Below are 16,634 nucleotides of genomic sequence, written 5' to 3'. Positions count from 1 at the left end.
CATGGCCGCAGCCAGCAAAGCCGTCGCGGACAGCCGCGCCAACCTGCCCTTCGTCTATCGCCAGTACAGCGCCGAGCAGCTCAGACAGGTGCTCTACAAGATGTACCTCATCCGCCGCTTCGAAGAGGGCGCGGAGGAGAGCTACACGCGCGGCCTCATCCACGGCACCATGCATCTGTCGATCGGCCAGGAAGCCAGCGCCATGGGCATCTGCATGCCGCTCGGCGAGGATGACCAGATCACCTCGACGCATCGCGGCCACGGCCACTGCATCGCCAAGGGCGCCGAGGTCAAGCGCATGTTCGCCGAGTTCTTCGGCAAGACCACCGGCTACTGCAAGGGCCGCGGCGGCTCGATGCACATCGCCGACGTCGCCAAGGGCAATCTCGGCGCCAACGGCATTGTCGGCGGCGGCATTCCGATCGCCGTTGGGGCCGCACTCTCCTCCAAGATGATGAAGACCGGCAAGGTCGTGGTCTCCTTCTTCGGCGACGGCGCCAACAATGAGGGCGCTTTCCACGAGGCGCTCAACATGGCGGCGATCTGGAAGCTGCCGGTGATTTTCGTGTGCGAGAACAATGGCTACGGCATGTCGACGTCGACGGCCCGCTCGACCGCCGTCAAGAACATCGCCGAGCGCGCCGCCGCCTATTCGATGCCCGGCGTCATCGTCAACGGCAACATTTTTTCGGAGGTGGCCGAGGCGTCCTACAGGGCCGTCGAGCGCGCACGCGCGGGCGAGGGGCCGACGCTGATCGAGTCCAAGACCTACCGCCATCGCGGCCATTCCAAGAGCGACCGCAACCGCTATCGCACCAAGGAGGAGATCGAGGACTGGATGTCGAACCGCGATCCGATCACCCTGTTCGAAAGCGAACTGCGCGACTTCGGCTTCATCGACGAGAAGGGCATCGAGGCGATCCGCGAAGCGGTGGCGCAGGAAATCGCCGACGGCATCGAGTTCGCCAAGGCGAGCCCGTCGCCTGATGTCAGCGAGACCGGAAATTACGTGTATACGGAGCAGGCGTGATGGACGCGATGGTGCGTGAACTGAGCTACGCCCAGGCGATCCAGGAAGCCATGGCGATCGCCATGGACATGGACGAACGCGTCTTCCTGATGGGCGAGGATATCGGCGTCTATGGCGGCGCCTTCCAGGTGACCGGCGATCTGGTCGAGCGCTACGGTCCCGACCGGGTCATGGACACGCCGATTTCGGAACTGGGCGGCGCGGGTGTCGCGGTGGGTGCCGCCGTCACCGGGATGCGGCCGATCTTCGAGTTCCAGTTCTCCGACTTTGCCACGCTCGCCATGGAGCAGATCGTCAACCAGGCGGCCAAGATGCGCTTCATGCTGGGCGGCGAGGTTTCCGTTCCCGTGGTGATGCGCTTTCCTGCCGGTTCCGGCACCGGTGCCGCCGCGCAGCACAGCCAGAGCCTGGAGGCCTGGCTCGGCCATGTGCCGGGCCTGAAGGTCATCCAGCCGGCGACGCCGCACGATGCCAAAGGCATGCTTTTGGCTGCCGTCGCCGATCCCGATCCGGTGATGATCTTCGAACACAAGCTGCTCTACAAGATGAAGGGCCCGGTTCCGGAAGGCTACTACACGGTGCCGATCGGCAAGGCCGATATCCGCCGCGAAGGGCGCGATCTCACCATCGTCGCCACCTCGATCATGGTGCAGAAGGCGCTCGACGCCGCGGCCGCGCTGGAGGCGGAAGGCATCGACGTCGAAGTCGTCGACCTCAGGACGATCCGGCCGATGGACAAGCAGACCGTCATCGACAGTGTCAAGAAGACGTCGCGGCTGATGTGCGTCTACGAAGCAGTCAAGACGCTGGGCATCGGCGCCGAGGTCAGCGCCATGATCGCCGAGAGCGAGGCGTTCGACTATCTCGACGCGCCGATCGTGCGGCTGGGCGGCGCGGAGACGCCGATCCCGTACAATCCGGAGCTGGAGAAGGCGACGGTGCCGCAGGTTCCCGGCATCGTCACCGCCGCGCGCGACCTCGTGAGAGGGGTTCGCTGAGACATGCCGACTGAAGTCATTCTTCCCAAGGTCGACATGGACATGGCGACCGGACAGATCTCGCGCTGGTTCGCCGAGGAAGGCGCCCGGGTCAAGAAGGGCGACGTGCTGTTCGAGATCGAGACCGACAAGGCGGCGATGGAAATCGACGCGCCGGCCAGCGGCATCCTGCGCGATGTCTCCGGCAAGGAAGGCGTCGATATCCCCGTCGGCGCGCCGGTTGCGTGGATCTATGCCGATGATGAAAGCTACGGGGACAAGCAGGACAAGGCGCCAATCTCCCCCCTTGAGGGGGAGATGTCGACGAAGTCGACAGAGGGGGTTGCCTCAGAAGGCACCGCCCTCGCGCTGAGCCCGGTCGAACCGGCCCCACCCGACCGGCCTTCGGCCGGCCACCCTCCCCTCGAGGAGGAGGGGAAAACCCGCGCTACACCCTTGGCGCGTCGATTGGCTCGTGAAGCAGGACTGAATCTCTCCGGCATATCAGGTACAGGCCCACATGGCCGCGTCGTGAAGGCGGATATCGATGCGGTACTCTCCTCCCCCCTCGAGGGGGAGGTGTCCGCGAAGCGGACGGAGGGGGTCGTCTCAGGAGGCACCGCTTTTGCGCCGAGCCCCGTCGAAGCGACCCCACCCGACCGGCCTTCGGCCGGCCACCCTCCCCTCAAGGGGGAGGGTGATGTGCTGCGCCTGTTCGAGGAAGGCTCCTATGAACTCGTCCCGCACGACAACATGCGCAAGACCATCGCGCGCCGGCTGGTCGAGGCCAAGACCACCATCCCGCATTTCTACCTGACGCTCGACTGCGAGCTCGATGCGCTGCTTTCGCTGCGCACGCAACTCAATGCGGCCGCACCGGTAAAGAAGACCGACAAGGGCGAGGCGCCCGCCTACAAGCTGTCGGTCAACGACATGGTGATCAAGGCGATGGCCATGGCCCTGAAGGCGGTGCCGGATGCCAATGCCTCGTGGACCGAAAGCGCCATGGTCAAGCACAGGCATGCCGATGTCGGCGTCGCCGTGTCGATCCCCGGCGGCCTGATCACGCCGATTATCCGCAAGGCGGATGAAAAGACGCTGTCGGTGATCTCCAACGAGATGAAGGACCTGGCCAGCCGCGCGCGCAGCCGCAAGCTCAAGCCGGAAGAATATCAGGGCGGCACCACGGCGGTGTCGAACCTTGGCATGTTCGGCATCAAGGATTTCGCCGCCGTCATCAACCCGCCGCATGCGACGATCCTGGCGGTGGGCGCCGGCGAGGAGCGGGCGGTGGTCAAGAACGGCGAGATCAAAATCGCCACGGTGATGTCGGTGACGCTGTCGACCGACCATCGCGCCGTCGATGGTGCACTCGGCGCCGAACTGCTGGTCGCCTTCAAGAAGCTGATCGAGAATCCGATGGGCATGCTGGCGTAGGTCACGTTGACGTGAGCCGGCGTTGAATGATGCGCCGGCTCACCACAGAATCGACTTGTCAGGCGCGAACCCTTCGCCCATGTTTCAGGTGGACTGTGATCAAGGGAGGTCCGCATGCCCGCATTCGATCCATCCGACGTCAAGACCCTGTTCGGCAAGGTGATGGGCGCGTCTCCGTCCGACATCAAGCTGGTGGCGCAGCGCCTGCACGACCACGCCTTCGAGCCGCGTATGTCGGCGGACGAAACCAAGCAACTCGTCGCGCATCTCGGCTATGAGAGCCTGGATGCGTTCTGCGCCGACATCGGCCTGCCGGCGCATATCGCAGAGCGCTGGGGCCGCTTCGGCGTTTCCGGCGAGATGAAGCAGGTGTTCACGCTGCTAGCGGCCCAGCGCAGACGGGTGGCCGAGGCGATCGCCGAATTCGAATCCATGACCCATGTCGGCGTCGAGGATTTCTTGCGCGAACGCGGCCTTATCTGAGCGGCACTGAAAGCAGCCTCAGCCAGCCTTTGCCAGCAACGCCGTCGCCGTATCGCTGTCGGTGATCAGCACATTGGTGCTGACGGCCTTCAGCGCGGCCAGGATCGCGGCCACCTTGCGCTTGCCGCCGGCGGCCAGCACGACATTCGGTACCTGGCCGACGACATCGAGATCGATGGCCATGACGCGGCCGTTGACTTCGTGGTCGACCAGCCTGCCTGAGGCATCGACGAAATAGCACAGCATGTTGGCGACGGCGCCCTTTGCCTTCAGCGGCGCGATCAGCGACGACGGCACAATGCCGTGACGGAAGATGGTGGCGTCCGGCGACATGTCGCCGACGGTGAGCAGCGCGATGTCGGCGGTGGCAGCGCGCCGGCGCACGTCCTGCAGCGTCGGCTGCGCCCATAGCAGGTCACGCAGCGAGGGGTCGTCGACCGTAACCGGCGCGGTGATCTGATAGCTGTCGACCTCGAAGACGTCAGCGACCTTGGCGGCGACGATCGACGGATTGATCCATTGCGAATGCGGCAGGCTGCCCACGAGCGCCACGACCGAGGCGTGCTTCAGCTGCCGGCGGGCGAGAAATCCCAAACTGGCATGCAGGGTCGCGCCGCCGCCGATCGCCAGCGTCATGCCGTCCTGCATCTGCTCGCCGAGATAGGCCGCCACGGCGTGGCCGATCGCCTTCTCCAGGTGCTCTTGCGCCGAAGGTGTCGGGATGACGACGGCTGCGTCGAGGCCCCAGCGCTTCTCGAGTGCACGTTCGAGCGCCACCTGTTCGGCGGTGGGCGCGTTGATCATGGTGACGACGATGCCCTCGGCCGTGCACGCGGCCAGCGTGCGCATGACCTTCACCCTGGAGACATCGAGCTTCTCGGCGATCTGCTCCTGCGTGAAGCCCTCCACATAATAGAGCCACGCCGTCTTGACGTTGAGATCCGACGACACCATCGGCAATCCGGAGCGGGCCGGTCTGGGTTTTTCCACAGGCATCGCTTTTCGTCCTCATGAGCCTTGGCCTTGGCCTCGCATCGCCTCTTCGGAGAAAGGCCGGCCGCGTGTCAACTGGCGCCGGATGTCCAGCGTGTCGATTGTTGCACAGTTTTGTTCATTTGTAATTGACATCGAACATATGAACATATTTTGTATATCCCACGCGCTGTGTCATCCACCAGTCATATGCGCCGTGCAGGGAGGAAGAGACAGGGAACCGGCCGGGGGCCGGACCGGTCGTGCACAGACAGGACAGGAGGTCTCATGAAGACGCTATTCATCAAACTGCTGGGCAGCCAGCTGGCGCTCGCGGCAACTTTGTTTGCCGGCATGGCAAGTGCCGAAACGTTGACGCTCTACACATCCCAGCCGGAAGCCGATGCGGCCAAGACCGTGGAGGCCTTCAAGAAGGCGCAGCCCGGCATCGACGTGGCAATCTATCGTTCCGGTACCAGCGACATCCTGACAAAGATGGCGGCCGAATTCGCTGCCGGCAGCCCGCAGGCCGACGTGCTGTTGATCGCCGATGCGGTCTCGATGGAGTTGCTGAAGAAGGATGGCCGGCTGCTGCCTTATCCCGAGGCAAAGCTCGACGGCATCGAGCCGGATGCGTACGACGCCGACAAGACCTATTTCGGCAGCAAGCTGATCACCACCGGCATCGTCTACAACACCGCGGCCGCCGAGAAGCCGGAACATTGGGCCGATCTCGCCAAGCCGGCCTATGCCGATGGTCTCGTCATGCCGAGCCCGCTCTATTCAGGTGCCGCCGCCTACCTGCTTTCGGGCTTCGTCGGCGATGCCGATTATGGCTGGGATTTCTTCCAGAAGCTGAAGACCAACAACACCGTCAGCGTGCGCGGCAATGGCGCGGTGCTGAAGTCCGTGGCATCAGGCGAGAAGCCCTATGGCATCCTCGTCGACTTCATGGCGATGAACGCCAAGAAGAAGGGCTCGCCGGTGGAATTCGTGTTCCCCTCGGAAGGCGTGCCGGCCGTGACCGAACCGGTCGCGATCATGAAGACCGCCAAGAATGTCGACGGCGCCAAGAAGTTCGTCGACTTCATTCTCTCGGACGAAGGCCAGAAGCTGGCGCTTTCCATGGGCTACCTGCCGGCACGGGCCTCGGTCGGCCGGCCCGAATGGCTGCCGGAAGGCGTCAAGGTCAAGGTGATGTCGTTCGACACCAAGGCAATCGTCGCCAAGACCGACGCCGACAAGGCGAAGTTCTCGGAACTGTTCGGCGGCTGAAGGCTTGCCGATCCGGCCGGGATGCCGCTTCGGCGGCATCCCCACTGCGCGCTGGTCGAATTTCAGGAAAGCAACCATGCCATCAACGATCAGGGAAAGCCGGGGCCAGGAAATGGTCCTGACGGCGGCGGTAGCCGTCGTCATCGTGCTGCTCTCCCTGCTGCCGATGCTGCGCCTGATCAAGGAAATCGTGGCGCCCGGCGGCACCGTGTCGACGATGGCCCTGGAGGCTGGACTGAGAAGTCCGGCGACCTGGATCGCCACCTGGCATACGCTTGTCGTCGGCATAGGCGGCACGGTGCTTGCCGTGCTGTCGGGAACGCTGGTGGCGGTGCTCATCACGCTGACCGACATACGCGGCCGAAGCGCGCTGGTGCTCTGCTATGTCATGCCGCTGATGATCGCGCCGCAGGTCACGGCGCTCGCCTGGCTGCAACTGTTCGGACCGGCCAGCCCGTTCCTCAAGCTGTTCGGCGCCGCACCGCCGCTCGGCACCAAGAACCCGCTCTATTCCACGTCGGGCATCATCCTGCTGCTCGGCGTGCAGTATGGCCCGCTGGTGTTCCTGCTGGTGCGCGCCGGCCTGCGCAAGCTGCCGCGCGAACTGGTCGAGGCGGCGCGAGCCGGCGGCGCGAGCTGGTTCACCGTGCTCGTCACCATCGTGCTACCCCTGATGACACCGTCGATCATGGCGGCAGCGGCACTGGCCTTCGTGTCCTGCGTCGGCAATTTCGGCATTCCCGCCTTTCTCGGCATTCCCGCCAATTATCTCGTGCTGCCGACCTTGATCTATCAAAAACTCGCCGGCGGCGGGCCGGCCGTGCTCGGCGAGACGGCGTTCCTGTCGGTGCTGATCGGCATCATCGCCATGGCCGGCATCATCGCCCAGGAGGTCATGAGCCGGCGCCGCGACTACCGCATCAGCTCCACCTCGCTGCCCGCCGAGCCCTACGAGCTTGGCCGCTGGCGTCCGATCGTCCAGGCCGGCATGTGGCTGCTGGTCGTACTGGTGTTGTTCCTGCCGCTGTTCGGGCTGGTGCTGACGTCGCTGGTTCCCGGCTACGGCATCGCGCTCAGCGCCAAGACGGCGACGCTCGACAATTACCGTTTCGTGCTGTTCGAGCACGCTGCCGCCAGCCGTGCCTTCTTCAACAGCTTCTGGCTGTCGATCGCCGCCGCGTTCTTCGCGGTCCTCGTCGCCGTGCCGATCGGCTATCTCATTGCCTGGGGCAAGCAGCGCTGGGTGCGGCTGCTCAATCTTTCGGTCGAGCTGCCCTATGCCTTGCCCGGCGTGGTGCTGGCGATCGCCTCGCTGCTCTTGTTCCTGCGGCCGATCCCGCTGACCGGCATACAGCTTTACAACACGGTCTGGATCATTCTCTACGCCTATCTCGCCCGCTTCCTGGTGCTGGCCTTGCGGCCGACGATCAGCGGCTATCACCAGATCGACCGCACGCTGGAGGAGGCTGCACAAGTGGCGGGCGCCGGCCTGTTCACGCGCATGCGCACCATCGTCTTTCCGCTGGTGGCGCCGGCGGCGATCGCCGGCGGCCTGCTGATCTTCATGACAGCGCTCAGCGAGCTCACGGTCTCGGCGCTGCTGTGGTCGTCGGGTTCCGAGACAATCGGCGTGGTGATGTTCTCGTTCGAACAGGGCGGCGATTCCAACTACGCGGCGGCGATGTCCGTCATCACGGTCGCGGTCACCTTCGTGCTGATGCTGGTGACCAACCTGCTTGCCCCTCATCTTCCGAGCGGAGTTCTGCCATGGCGCGATTGACCCTGGACCATGTGACCAAGAGCTTCGCCGAGTTCGATGCGGTCAAGGACGTTTCGATCGATGTCGGCGACGGCGAATTCCTTGCCGTGCTCGGGCCTTCCGGCTGCGGCAAGACGACGTTGCTGCGGCTTGTCGCCGGCTTCGAGAAGGTGACGTCGGGCGAAATCCGCATCGGCAGCGAGGTCGTGTCGGGTGGAGGCGGCAGCGTTCCACCAGAGAAGCGGCGGGTCGGCATCGTCTTCCAGAACTACGCATTGTGGCCGCACATGACGGTCGCCGAGAACATCGGCTATTCGCTCAAGGTTGCAAAGCTGGACAAGGCGGTGGCCCGCCAGAAAGTGGCCGATGCGCTGGCCCTGGTCAATCTACAGGGGTTAGGAGACCGCAGGCCGGCCAACCTCTCCGGCGGCCAGCGCCAGCGCGTGGCCCTGGCGCGCTGCCTGGTCGCGGCGCCCTCGCTGGTATTGTTCGACGAGCCGCTCGCCAATCTCGACGTGCATCTCAGGGCCTCGATGGAGGACGAGTTCGCCGCCTTCCATAAGCGCACCGGCACGACCATCGTCTACATCACCCACGACCAGGCCGAGGCCATGGCGCTGGCCGATCGTATCGCGGTGATGGATCACGGTCGCCTGGTCCAGCTCGCGACGCCGCACGAGCTTTATCATGAGCCGGCGAATGAAATGGTGGCCTCCTTCATTTCGCAGGGCATTCTGCTTCCGGCCGACGTGCTGAGCGCCGAGGAAGCCGGTCATTGCAAGGTCCGGGTTCTCGGAACCGAGCTGGTCGTCCGCTGCCGGGCAGGCGAGCGGCCGCGCGCCGGCGCAAGGATCTGCTGCCGGTCGGCCGATCTCGACGTCTCGCCGGACGGCCCCGGCTTCGATGGCCTCGTCAAGCGGGTGATCTACCAGGGTGGTTCGGCGCGCATCGAATTTACGCCTTCCGCAGGACCTGATCTTACCTTGCATTTCGAGCAGCCCGACCCGGTCGTGCTGGAGAGCGGAGCCCAGGCGCGCCTGCGCATTAAGTCCGGCTGGCTGATCCCGGCGGAGGCGGCGTCGTGATGAAGCTGGACCTGGCCGGCGGCTTCGGCGAAAAGGGCCGCACCAGCGTTGCCGTCCGCAGCGGAAACGATCGCATCCTGCTCGATATCGGCATAAAGGTCGGGGCCACGGGGGCGGAGTACTATCCGGCACTTGACGGGTCGTTCGCCGACATCGACGCATTGTTCGTCTCGCATGCCCACGAGGATCACGTCGGTGCTCTGAGCTGGCTTTTGTCGCGCGGCTATGCCGGCCCGATTTTCATGACGGCCGAGACCCGTGCCGAGGCTCCGGCCACGCTGGCCGGCTATGCCGATCCCGGGGATCTCAAGCGGTTTCCCTTTCCGGAAGATCGCATCGAGATTTTCGAACCCGGCGATTTGCTGAAGAGCGGCAATCTCACGATCAGGACGGGGAGGTCGGGACATGTCGTCGGCGGCGTCTGGTTTGCCGTCGACGATGGCAAGAGCCGCGTCGTCTATTCAGCCGACGTGGTGCCGGACAGCAACGTCTTCGTGATGGACGCGATCCCCGAATGCGATCTTCTCGTTCTCGACGCCTCCTATGGCGCCGATCCCGTGCCGGGTGCGGCGCGCGCCGAGGCCATTTCGGGCTGGGTGGCGCGACATTCGAACGGATGCCTCCTGCCGACGCCGCTGTCGGGGCGGTCGCTGGAATTGATCGCGGCCTTGCCGGGACCCTTCGCCATCCATGCCGGCATGCGTGCTTCGCTCGAAGCGCAGATCGCCGCCACTTCGGCGCTGCTGCCTGGCGTATCCGAGATGCTGCGCTTACGGCTGGGTAGAGCCGCAGACTGGGCCGACGCCGACCCGCTGCCCTCGCTGCCCTTGCTGGCCGATGACGGCATGGGCGAGGCCGGGCCTTCGTCCCGCCTGCTGCCGCGCGCCGATCGGGCCGGCTTTCCGGTGTTGCTGACCGGGCATCTGCCCTCCGGCTCCCCCGGCGATCTGCTGCACAAAGCCGGCCGGGCGGACTGGGTGCGCATGCCCACCCACCCAACGCTGTCGGGCAATGTCGATATCTGGGAGAAGGCAGGGCGCCCGGAGACGCTGGGCCATTCCTGCGCGAGCGAACTCCTCGACGATCTGAAAGCCCATATTCCATCGCTGCGCCCGCAATGCCGCACCGGCCAGAGCATCACGGTACGCCGAGGAAAAGAGACATGAGACTCCTGATCTGCAACGATGACGGCATCGAGGCGCCGGGCCTTGCCCGGCTGGTCAAGGCGGCCGGCAGCCTGAGCGACGATTTGTGGGTGGTGGCACCCGACGGCAAGCGCACCGCCGCGGGCGCATCGCTGACGATCGCGCGGCCGTTGACGATGCGGCGCGTCAAGCCCGGCTGGTATTCGTGTTCCGGCACTCCGGCCGACTGCGTGGTGAGTGCGATGGCCTGGCTGTTCGCGGATGGCCAAAAGCCCGACCTGGTGCTGGCGGGCGTCAATGACGGCCGCAACGTCGCCGAGGACCTTGCCTATTCCGGGACGCTGGGCATTGCGCGCGAGGCGACATTCTGGGGCATTCCGGCGGTCGGCTTTTCCCGGGTGAAGAATCCGGACTTCAGCGGTGCCGACGACGAGTGGCTCGGCGCCTTGATTGCCTCGCTCTGGCGGTCGCGTGAAGAGTGGGCGGCGGATGGCCATTGGCTCAGCATCAACCTGCCGGCTTCGCTGCCGGCCGGGATCCGGCAGCCGCGCATCGGCCGCGACAAGATCGGCCGCAAGGCTGAAATCCTGGAGAGCGACGGCGATCGCACTGTCATCACAGTCCCGCGCGGGCGCGCTCACGCAAGTGAGCCGGGCGACGAGAACGAGGCGATCGATGCCGGCTTCGTCAGCATCAACCGACTGAACTGGTTTGGCGAAACGCGGCTGGACGGACGGTTTCTGGACGAGATCCAGCACCAGCGGCAAGGCTAGTCAACAGGTCACAGAACTGGGTCGCCGCGAATATTCAGGACGGCACGGCCGCTCGACCAGCCGTGCCAACGCCTGAACGGCGGCGCAGCGGCGCGGATCATCCAGATCACCAAGCTGTGCAGCGGTTAAATTGCGTCAATCCAAAGCCGATGCTTGAAGCCGCCGCTATTTCATTCCACATCGGTCAGCATGAAGGACGAGGCACGAGAGCGGCGTCGGGATCTGTTGTGGGCGCTGCCCGCATCGCTGATCCTGCATACGCTCCTGGCAGCGCTGGTGTTCTACAACCTGCCGAGGTCAGCCCAAGAGCCGCAGCAGGACCAGCCGGTAAATGTCGCGCTCGTGCCTCCGCCCGATCAGCCAAAACCGAAACCTGCTCCCGCACCGCCGCCAAAGGAGCCCAAAGCCGAGAAGCCGCCGGAAACGAAGGCTGAAGAACCGGCTACGCCGGAAAAGCAGCCGCGCAAGACGTCGCCGTTCGAGACCTTGAGACCTGTCTTTCAGTTCGGCGACAAGGACGCCGGCCCCAGGAAATCCCTGGAAGGAGCCAGCGCTCAAGACAATTCGCCGGCGCCTGTCCAGGAGGAGGCCTCGAAGCCCCCTGCGGCGCCTGAGCCTGCAGAGACCAAGTCTGGCGCGCCGGCGGCCACCGAAAAGCCGGCAGAGTTGCCCGAGGCCGACAAGCAAACGGCTGCGGCACCGCCGTTGGCCGCCGATGACGGCGACACTGAGGTCGAGCTTCCCATATCGGCTGAAAAGCCGACGCCAAAACCCGCAAATGCGCCGAAGCCCGGCTCTTCAAAAGTTCCGAAGTCCCCCAACGGGAGCGCGGGAAGCCCAGCTTCCCCTGATGTCGCCAGTGCCGCGTCGCGGCGCTATTCCGGGCTTCCGGGCGTTCGCAAGCTCTATTCGCAAGACGCTACCGGCGATGCGCTGGCCACGACCTCGATGGGCGGCGTGCCGCGCGCCCAGCGTGGTGCCAAGCTTTGCGCCAGCGCATTGCAGCAGCAATTGCTGGACGCCTCTTATTTCCCCGATTTGATCCCAAGCGTGCCGCTGAAGGCCGGCAATATTCTCAACGCCCCGGATGTCGCTTTCCGCGCAACGGGCACGTGGTACCATCTGGGCTTCCGCTGCGAGGTCGACAGCGATGCGACCAGGGTTTTGTCCTTCGGCTTACGTGTCGGATCTGTGATTCCGCCCGACGAATGGGTTCGCCTCGGACTGCCCACTCGCTAAAGCAATTCCAGGAAAAGTGTGTACGGTTTTCCCGGATTGCCCTTAGGCCGGCACACCGAGCCCGGACAATTGCCGGCTGATCTCTTGCCAGTCGGCGCAGACGAAGTCGGCGCCGGCCGCCTTCAGCCGCGCACCATGCTCGGGATAGGTGTGGCCGCCGCCGGTGTAGCCGATCGCCGTCATGCCAGCGGCAACCGCGCCCTGGATACCGAAGGGCGAATCCTCGATGACGATGCAGTCCGCCGGATCGGCGCCCATCTTTGCCGCGGCGAACAGGAAGATGTCCGGCGCGGGCTTGCCGTTCTTCACCATCGAGGAGCTGTAGATCGCGTCGCCGAAGAACCGCGCCAGCGCGGTTACCGCCAGGCTGTGGTTTATGCGCTCGACGGAGGATGAGGAGGCAACGCAGCGGTCGCCCTCAAGCACTTCCAGAAACGCGGCGATTCCTGGTGTCGGCTTCAGTTCCTGCGAAAACAGGATCCTGGTCTCGGTCCAGATGTCGGCATCCGCCGCCGCCGGAAACTGATGGCCGGTCAACTCCCTGATTTTGACGATGATGTCGGACTGTTTCATGCCGATGCACTGGGCGATGATGCCGCCGTGGACGCCCTGCATGCCGTGCTTTTCATAGACGCGCTCATAGGCCCTGGCGGCCAGCGGCTCGCTGTCCACGAGAACGCCGTCGCAATCGAAAATGACAGGCCTTGATCGCGCCACGCGCTTCTCCCCGGAGTTTTGCACTTTGCTACCGGCAAAAAGTCAAATGTTCAATAGCGTGGTGTTCGGGCGCCAAAATCTGGGTGTCAAAGCTGGCGCAGCGCATCGCTGGCCCGGGCCGACCCAAGCGCGCGCTGCATGGCCTGCCGCGATTGCGCACGGTCCGGCGTGATCCAGTTCGGTTCGGCGCCAAGGAAGCGGTCGAGGAAAGCCACGGCATAGGCCGGCATCTCGGTCACGTTCTCGCGATAGGACCACCATGTGCGCAGGTCGTCGGCGCATTTGTCGATGCTTGGGGCTGAGCCGAATTCCTGCTCGTAAATCGCCGAAATCACCGAAACGCAATAATTGGTGTAGAGGAACCCCTCAGGCCAGAAGCGCACGATTTCCAGCGTGCCGGCATTCTGCTCGGTCTCGACGAGATGGCTCAGGCCGGAGACTTCCCTGGCCGGCGCCTGTCGTATCAGTTCGCGCAGCACGAGGCCGGCGGCAAAGACGATGAAGTCGGCGCGGTCGACCGCGGCGAAACGCTTCTGCGCCTCCATGATCTCGACCCAGTCGAGAAAGGCCCTTGTGAGCCTGGCTTCGTCGATTTCAAAACGCACGCCGAATGTGTCGGACACCACCTTGGCGCTGCCGCGAAATGTGGCGCGGAACCAGCGCAACTGCCGCAACCGATGGCGAAGGTCGGGCATAAGGGCCAGTTCATCCCTGAAGGGCAGTTCCATTTCACATATCCCGTTTGACGACAGGCTAGCACAACCGTGCCGTCGCCGAAATCGGCCGACGGCCCTGTGGATGACCGTGACCGAGGTCAATATCATACATATTGACATTCTCGGAAACAAATGTTCTCACTTTGCTGTTGTCGCGCATCCGTCCAAGATGCGGTTCAATGAAGGCTTCGGGAGGAGAACCGAATGGCGATTTGGCAGTGGGGACTGCTTCTGCTGGTTATTGTGTGGGCGCTGCAGTCGCTCGGCGTCTGGCTACAGATGCGGCACTATTCGGACGTCTTCCGGGGCGTCACCGACCAGTACAAGGATGGCTTCGTCGGGGCCGGCAATTTTCGCGGGCGGCTGGCCAAGGGCACCATCGCGCTCGTCGTGGTGACGCCTGACCTGATCGTGCGCCGCATGATGATCATGAGCGGGCGCTCGGTGTTCACCAAATTCAAACGACATCAACAGTTCGAGGGTGTTCCCCTCGATCAACTCCGGTCCAACCCTGCGATTATGGGGGAGGGGGAACCCGGTGTGGCCGAGGCCGTGAAACGGGCGATCGAACAGATCGACAAAGCACGGTCGGAGCCGGGGAAGAAGCCGGGCTTGTCCGGCTTGAACGTAGCAAGGGCCTAGAGGACGCCGCGCACCGGCCGGGATCAACCGGCGGGCGGCATAAGGAGGAGAAATGTCTGTATTTTCGTTATTGGCGCAGCATGCCGACATGGCCGTGCATAACCTGCATGTTGCAGGCACCATGGTCTCGGATGCTGCCTGGCACGGCAGGCTCGGCGTCGAGCATGCCACCGATCATCTCGTGGTCTTGGCGCAGGCGCAGACCGACAGCGCGCCGGTCACCGCCGATCAGCTGAAGGAACAGCTGAAAAACGTGCAGCAGGAAGAGCAACTCGGCTGGCTGACCGCAATCGGCAAATACTTCATCGGCATCTTCCAGAAGGGCGGCGAAGTGTTCGCCGGCTTCGTCACCGGCATCATCCCGACACTCGTGGTGCTGATGACCGCCTTCTACGCCGTGACCGAACTGGTCGGCGAGGAGCGCGTCCACGGCCTGGCACGCGGCGCCGGCAGGATCGCGCTGACCCGCTATACGCTGCTGCCTCTGCTGGCGGTGTTCTTCCTCACCAATCCGATGGCTTACACGTTCGGATCGTTCCTGGAAGAAAAGCACAAGCCCGCCTTCTATGACGCGGCTGTCTCCTACGTGCATCCGCCGCTCGGCCTGTTCCCGCATATCAACCCCGGGGAATACTTCGTCTGGGGCGGCATGCTGGTCGCGTTGCTCGACCTCGAGAAGCGGGGTGTCGTCGCCGGAGGTTATCACGTCAAGGTGGCGATCTGGTACGCCATCGTCGGCCTCGTCGTCATCCTGCTCAAGGGCATGCTGACCGAGCGCATCACCGCCATCATGGCACGCCGCCAGGGCGTCGAGCTGTAAGGGCGGGGAGGACATCATGGCCAAGACATACAAAGCCGTAAGGATCTCCCGGGGCTCCACAGGCTGGGGCGGCCCGCTCGTCATCGAGCCGACCGCACAGCGCGACAAGATCGTCTCCGTCACCGGAGGCGGCATCCATCCCGTGGCACAGCTCATCGCCGACATGACCGGCGCCACGGCCGTCGACGGCTTCAAGGCGCCGCCGATCGAAAGCGAGATGGCGGTCGTCGTCGTCGACTGCGGCGGCACTGCACGCTGCGGCGTCTATCCACGCAAGCGCATCCCGACCGTCAACCTGACGCCGGTCGGCCAGGCTGGGCCGCTCGCCCAGTTCATCACCGAGGATATCTACGTTTCGGGCGTGAAGCCGGCCAATGTCACGATGGCGGACGGATCCGAGGCGGTCACCACTGCGGGGGGAGCAGCATCGATGAGTCCAGGCAACAACACCGCGGCCGCGGCACCACAGCCGCTGCCGAGCGAAGGCGGGCTGATCGGCCTGATCAGCTCGATCGGCCGCGTCATGGGCCGCGTGGTCGGCATCTTCTTCAATGCCGGCCGTCGCACGATCGACCAGGTGGTGCGCAACGTGCTGCCGTTCATGGCCTTCGTGACCATGCTCATCGGCCTGATCCTGTACACCGGCATCGGCGACGTGCTGGCCCAGCCGATGGGACCGCTCGCCAACAACATCGTCGGCCTGCTGATAATCTCGGCTATCTGCGGCCTGCCGTTCCTGTCCCCCATCCTGGGACCGGGCGCGGTCATCGCGCAGGTCATCGGCGTCGCCATCATCGGTCCGCAGATCGCCAACGGCACGATTTCGCCGGCGATGGCGCTGCCGGCGCTGTTTGCCTACAACACCCAGGTGGGCTGCGACTTTGTCCCGGTCGGCCTGGCGCTCGGTGAAGCCAAGCCGAAGACGATCGAAATCGGCGTCCCGGCGGTTCTCATCAGCCGCCAGATCATGGGCCCGGTCTCGGTGCTGATCGCCTGGGTCGTCAGCCTGATCGTGTTCTAAGCAAATTCCGGGAAAGCCTGAAACGGCTTTCCCGGGAAAAAGGCGCGTAGCGCTTTCCCCGGGGAATTGCGCCGAAGCACGGAGATAGAGGGGTTCACGGGGTCCGTGACCCCCTCGAGAAAAGTAAGGAAATGAGGTTCGCCATATGACGGTTCTGCTGAGAACACGGGTCACTTCCATCGGGCCTGAAGTGGCGGACCTTGCCGAAGGGGGCGTGCTCATCCTGTTCGCGGATGGCTCGCCGCCGGAGCTTGCCGAGGTTTCCGTGCTCCACAAGACGGAACTCGGGCCCAGCGAAGGCGCGCCCCAAAAGGGTGCGTCGATCACCCTTGGACCTGTTTCCGCTGTTATCACGGCGGTCGGCTCCAGCGCCTGGAGCAAGGTGCTCGAGATGGGGCATGTCGTCATCTCGTTCAATGGCGCCACCGAGGCCGAGCGGCCGGGCGAGATCTGCGCTTCGCAGGTCGACACCCAAGCGCTCGTGGCCGCCCTGAAGACAGACGCGATCATCACCATCGCCGCCTGAAGCATTCGCGCCGCGAC

The 16,634-nt window shown here is 64.4% G+C and carries 17 protein-coding genes; 14 read left to right on the top strand and 3 right to left on the bottom strand.

Annotated features, from left to right (window positions below):
- Window position 1: 1 nt before the first annotated feature.
- From LB532_RS00155 to LB532_RS00140, 4 genes are all read left to right on the top strand, one after another.
- Entirely contained in the window at window positions 2-1,030 is a 1,029-nt protein-coding gene (locus LB532_RS00155) for a thiamine pyrophosphate-dependent dehydrogenase E1 component subunit alpha (protein WP_140643548.1), read from the top strand.
- A complete protein-coding gene (locus LB532_RS00150) occupies window positions 1,030-2,028 on the top strand; it encodes an alpha-ketoacid dehydrogenase subunit beta (protein WP_140643546.1) in 999 nt (332 codons plus the stop codon). The genes LB532_RS00155 and LB532_RS00150 overlap by 1 nt, the downstream gene beginning before the upstream one ends.
- A 3-nt stretch (window positions 2,029-2,031) precedes the next feature.
- A complete protein-coding gene (locus LB532_RS00145; RefSeq protein WP_140643544.1) occupies window positions 2,032-3,444 on the top strand; it encodes a pyruvate dehydrogenase complex dihydrolipoamide acetyltransferase in 1,413 nt (470 codons plus the stop codon).
- A 114-nt stretch (window positions 3,445-3,558) separates the two neighbouring features.
- A complete protein-coding gene (locus LB532_RS00140) occupies window positions 3,559-3,927 on the top strand; it encodes a hypothetical protein (protein WP_140643542.1) in 369 nt (122 codons plus the stop codon).
- A gap of 18 nt (window positions 3,928-3,945) precedes the next feature.
- On the opposite strand, the gene LB532_RS00135 is transcribed toward LB532_RS00140, so the two are convergent.
- Window positions 3,946-4,923 (bottom strand): sugar-binding transcriptional regulator, encoded by a 978-nt coding sequence (locus LB532_RS00135; RefSeq protein WP_140643541.1) that lies wholly within the window; start codon window positions 4,921-4,923, stop codon window positions 3,946-3,948.
- Between the two features lie 264 nt (window positions 4,924-5,187).
- Between LB532_RS00135 and LB532_RS00130 the strand changes: the two genes are divergently transcribed.
- The 6 genes from LB532_RS00130 to LB532_RS00105 all read left to right on the top strand — a co-directional run bounded on the left by LB532_RS00130 (window position 5,188) and on the right by LB532_RS00105 (window position 12,175).
- Window positions 5,188-6,174, top strand: a complete 987-nt coding sequence (locus tag LB532_RS00130; protein WP_224556285.1) for an ABC transporter substrate-binding protein — start codon at window positions 5,188-5,190, stop codon at window positions 6,172-6,174.
- Between the two features lie 76 nt (window positions 6,175-6,250).
- Window positions 6,251-7,954: an ABC transporter permease gene (locus LB532_RS00125; protein WP_140584507.1), complete on the top strand. Its 1,704-nt coding sequence runs from the start codon at window positions 6,251-6,253 to the stop codon at window positions 7,952-7,954.
- Window positions 7,942-9,018 (top strand): ABC transporter ATP-binding protein, encoded by a 1,077-nt coding sequence (locus tag LB532_RS00120; RefSeq protein WP_140643538.1) that lies wholly within the window; start codon window positions 7,942-7,944, stop codon window positions 9,016-9,018. Before LB532_RS00125 ends, LB532_RS00120 begins: the two co-directional genes overlap by 13 nt.
- Window positions 9,018-10,184, top strand: coding sequence for an MBL fold metallo-hydrolase (locus LB532_RS00115; protein ID WP_140643629.1), 1,167 nt, complete (start codon window positions 9,018-9,020; stop codon window positions 10,182-10,184). Before LB532_RS00120 ends, LB532_RS00115 begins: the two co-directional genes overlap by 1 nt.
- Window positions 10,181-10,936 carry a 5'/3'-nucleotidase SurE gene (locus LB532_RS00110; RefSeq protein WP_140643536.1) on the top strand — a complete coding sequence of 252 codons (756 nt, stop codon included), beginning with the start codon at window positions 10,181-10,183 and terminating at the stop codon, window positions 10,934-10,936. The genes LB532_RS00115 and LB532_RS00110 overlap by 4 nt, the downstream gene beginning before the upstream one ends.
- Window positions 10,937-11,125: 189 nt before the next feature.
- Window positions 11,126-12,175 (top strand): DUF930 domain-containing protein, encoded by a 1,050-nt coding sequence (locus LB532_RS00105; protein ID WP_224556284.1) that lies wholly within the window; start codon window positions 11,126-11,128, stop codon window positions 12,173-12,175.
- Between the two features lie 42 nt (window positions 12,176-12,217).
- Here LB532_RS00105 and LB532_RS00100 read toward each other — a convergent pair whose 3' ends face one another.
- A complete protein-coding gene (locus LB532_RS00100; RefSeq protein WP_140643532.1) occupies window positions 12,218-12,892 on the bottom strand; it encodes an HAD family hydrolase in 675 nt (224 codons plus the stop codon).
- Window positions 12,893-12,978: 86 nt separating this feature from the next.
- Window positions 12,979-13,620 (bottom strand): hypothetical protein, encoded by a 642-nt coding sequence (locus LB532_RS00095; RefSeq protein ID WP_140643530.1) that lies wholly within the window; start codon window positions 13,618-13,620, stop codon window positions 12,979-12,981.
- A gap of 192 nt (window positions 13,621-13,812) precedes the next feature.
- Between LB532_RS00095 and LB532_RS00090 the strand changes: the two genes are divergently transcribed.
- The 4 genes from LB532_RS00090 (at window position 13,813) to LB532_RS00075 (ending at window position 16,617) form a co-directional block, all read left to right on the top strand.
- Window positions 13,813-14,250 (top strand): transcriptional regulator GutM, encoded by a 438-nt coding sequence (locus LB532_RS00090; protein ID WP_140643528.1) that lies wholly within the window; start codon window positions 13,813-13,815, stop codon window positions 14,248-14,250.
- Window positions 14,251-14,302: 52 nt separating this feature from the next.
- Window positions 14,303-15,070, top strand: coding sequence for a PTS glucitol/sorbitol transporter subunit IIC (locus LB532_RS00085; protein ID WP_140625045.1), 768 nt, complete (start codon window positions 14,303-14,305; stop codon window positions 15,068-15,070).
- Window positions 15,071-15,086: 16 nt separating this feature from the next.
- Entirely contained in the window at window positions 15,087-16,091 is a 1,005-nt protein-coding gene (locus LB532_RS00080; protein WP_140558471.1) for a PTS glucitol/sorbitol transporter subunit IIB, read from the top strand.
- A gap of 145 nt (window positions 16,092-16,236) precedes the next feature.
- Window positions 16,237-16,617: a PTS glucitol/sorbitol transporter subunit IIA gene (locus LB532_RS00075; RefSeq protein WP_140643526.1), complete on the top strand. Its 381-nt coding sequence runs from the start codon at window positions 16,237-16,239 to the stop codon at window positions 16,615-16,617.
- Window positions 16,618-16,634 lie beyond the last annotated feature (17 nt).

This window comes from Mesorhizobium sp. ESP-6-2 (assembly GCF_020164675.1).
Classification (GTDB): Bacteria; Pseudomonadota; Alphaproteobacteria; order Rhizobiales; family Rhizobiaceae; genus Mesorhizobium.
Note: the sequence above shows the minus strand (reverse complement) of the source record. Positions and strands in the feature narration are given on the sequence as shown.

Coding starts and splice junctions, on each gene's coding strand:
- LB532_RS00155 (WP_140643548.1), top strand. CDS start 2: ATGGCCGCAGCCAGCAAAGCCGTCGCGGACAGCCGCGCCAACCTGCCC.
- LB532_RS00150 (WP_140643546.1), top strand. CDS start 1,030: ATGGACGCGATGGTGCGTGAACTGAGCTACGCCCAGGCGATCCAGGAA.
- LB532_RS00145 (WP_140643544.1), top strand. CDS start 2,032: ATGCCGACTGAAGTCATTCTTCCCAAGGTCGACATGGACATGGCGACC.
- LB532_RS00140 (WP_140643542.1), top strand. CDS start 3,559: ATGCCCGCATTCGATCCATCCGACGTCAAGACCCTGTTCGGCAAGGTG.
- LB532_RS00135 (WP_140643541.1), bottom strand. CDS start 4,923: ATGCCTGTGGAAAAACCCAGACCGGCCCGCTCCGGATTGCCGATGGTG.
- LB532_RS00130 (WP_224556285.1), top strand. CDS start 5,188: ATGAAGACGCTATTCATCAAACTGCTGGGCAGCCAGCTGGCGCTCGCG.
- LB532_RS00125 (WP_140584507.1), top strand. CDS start 6,251: ATGCCATCAACGATCAGGGAAAGCCGGGGCCAGGAAATGGTCCTGACG.
- LB532_RS00120 (WP_140643538.1), top strand. CDS start 7,942: ATGGCGCGATTGACCCTGGACCATGTGACCAAGAGCTTCGCCGAGTTC.
- LB532_RS00115 (WP_140643629.1), top strand. CDS start 9,018: ATGAAGCTGGACCTGGCCGGCGGCTTCGGCGAAAAGGGCCGCACCAGC.
- LB532_RS00110 (WP_140643536.1), top strand. CDS start 10,181: ATGAGACTCCTGATCTGCAACGATGACGGCATCGAGGCGCCGGGCCTT.
- LB532_RS00105 (WP_224556284.1), top strand. CDS start 11,126: ATGAAGGACGAGGCACGAGAGCGGCGTCGGGATCTGTTGTGGGCGCTG.
- LB532_RS00095 (WP_140643530.1), bottom strand. CDS start 13,620: ATGGAACTGCCCTTCAGGGATGAACTGGCCCTTATGCCCGACCTTCGC.
- LB532_RS00090 (WP_140643528.1), top strand. CDS start 13,813: ATGGCGATTTGGCAGTGGGGACTGCTTCTGCTGGTTATTGTGTGGGCG.
- LB532_RS00085 (WP_140625045.1), top strand. CDS start 14,303: ATGTCTGTATTTTCGTTATTGGCGCAGCATGCCGACATGGCCGTGCAT.
- LB532_RS00080 (WP_140558471.1), top strand. CDS start 15,087: ATGGCCAAGACATACAAAGCCGTAAGGATCTCCCGGGGCTCCACAGGC.
- LB532_RS00075 (WP_140643526.1), top strand. CDS start 16,237: ATGACGGTTCTGCTGAGAACACGGGTCACTTCCATCGGGCCTGAAGTG.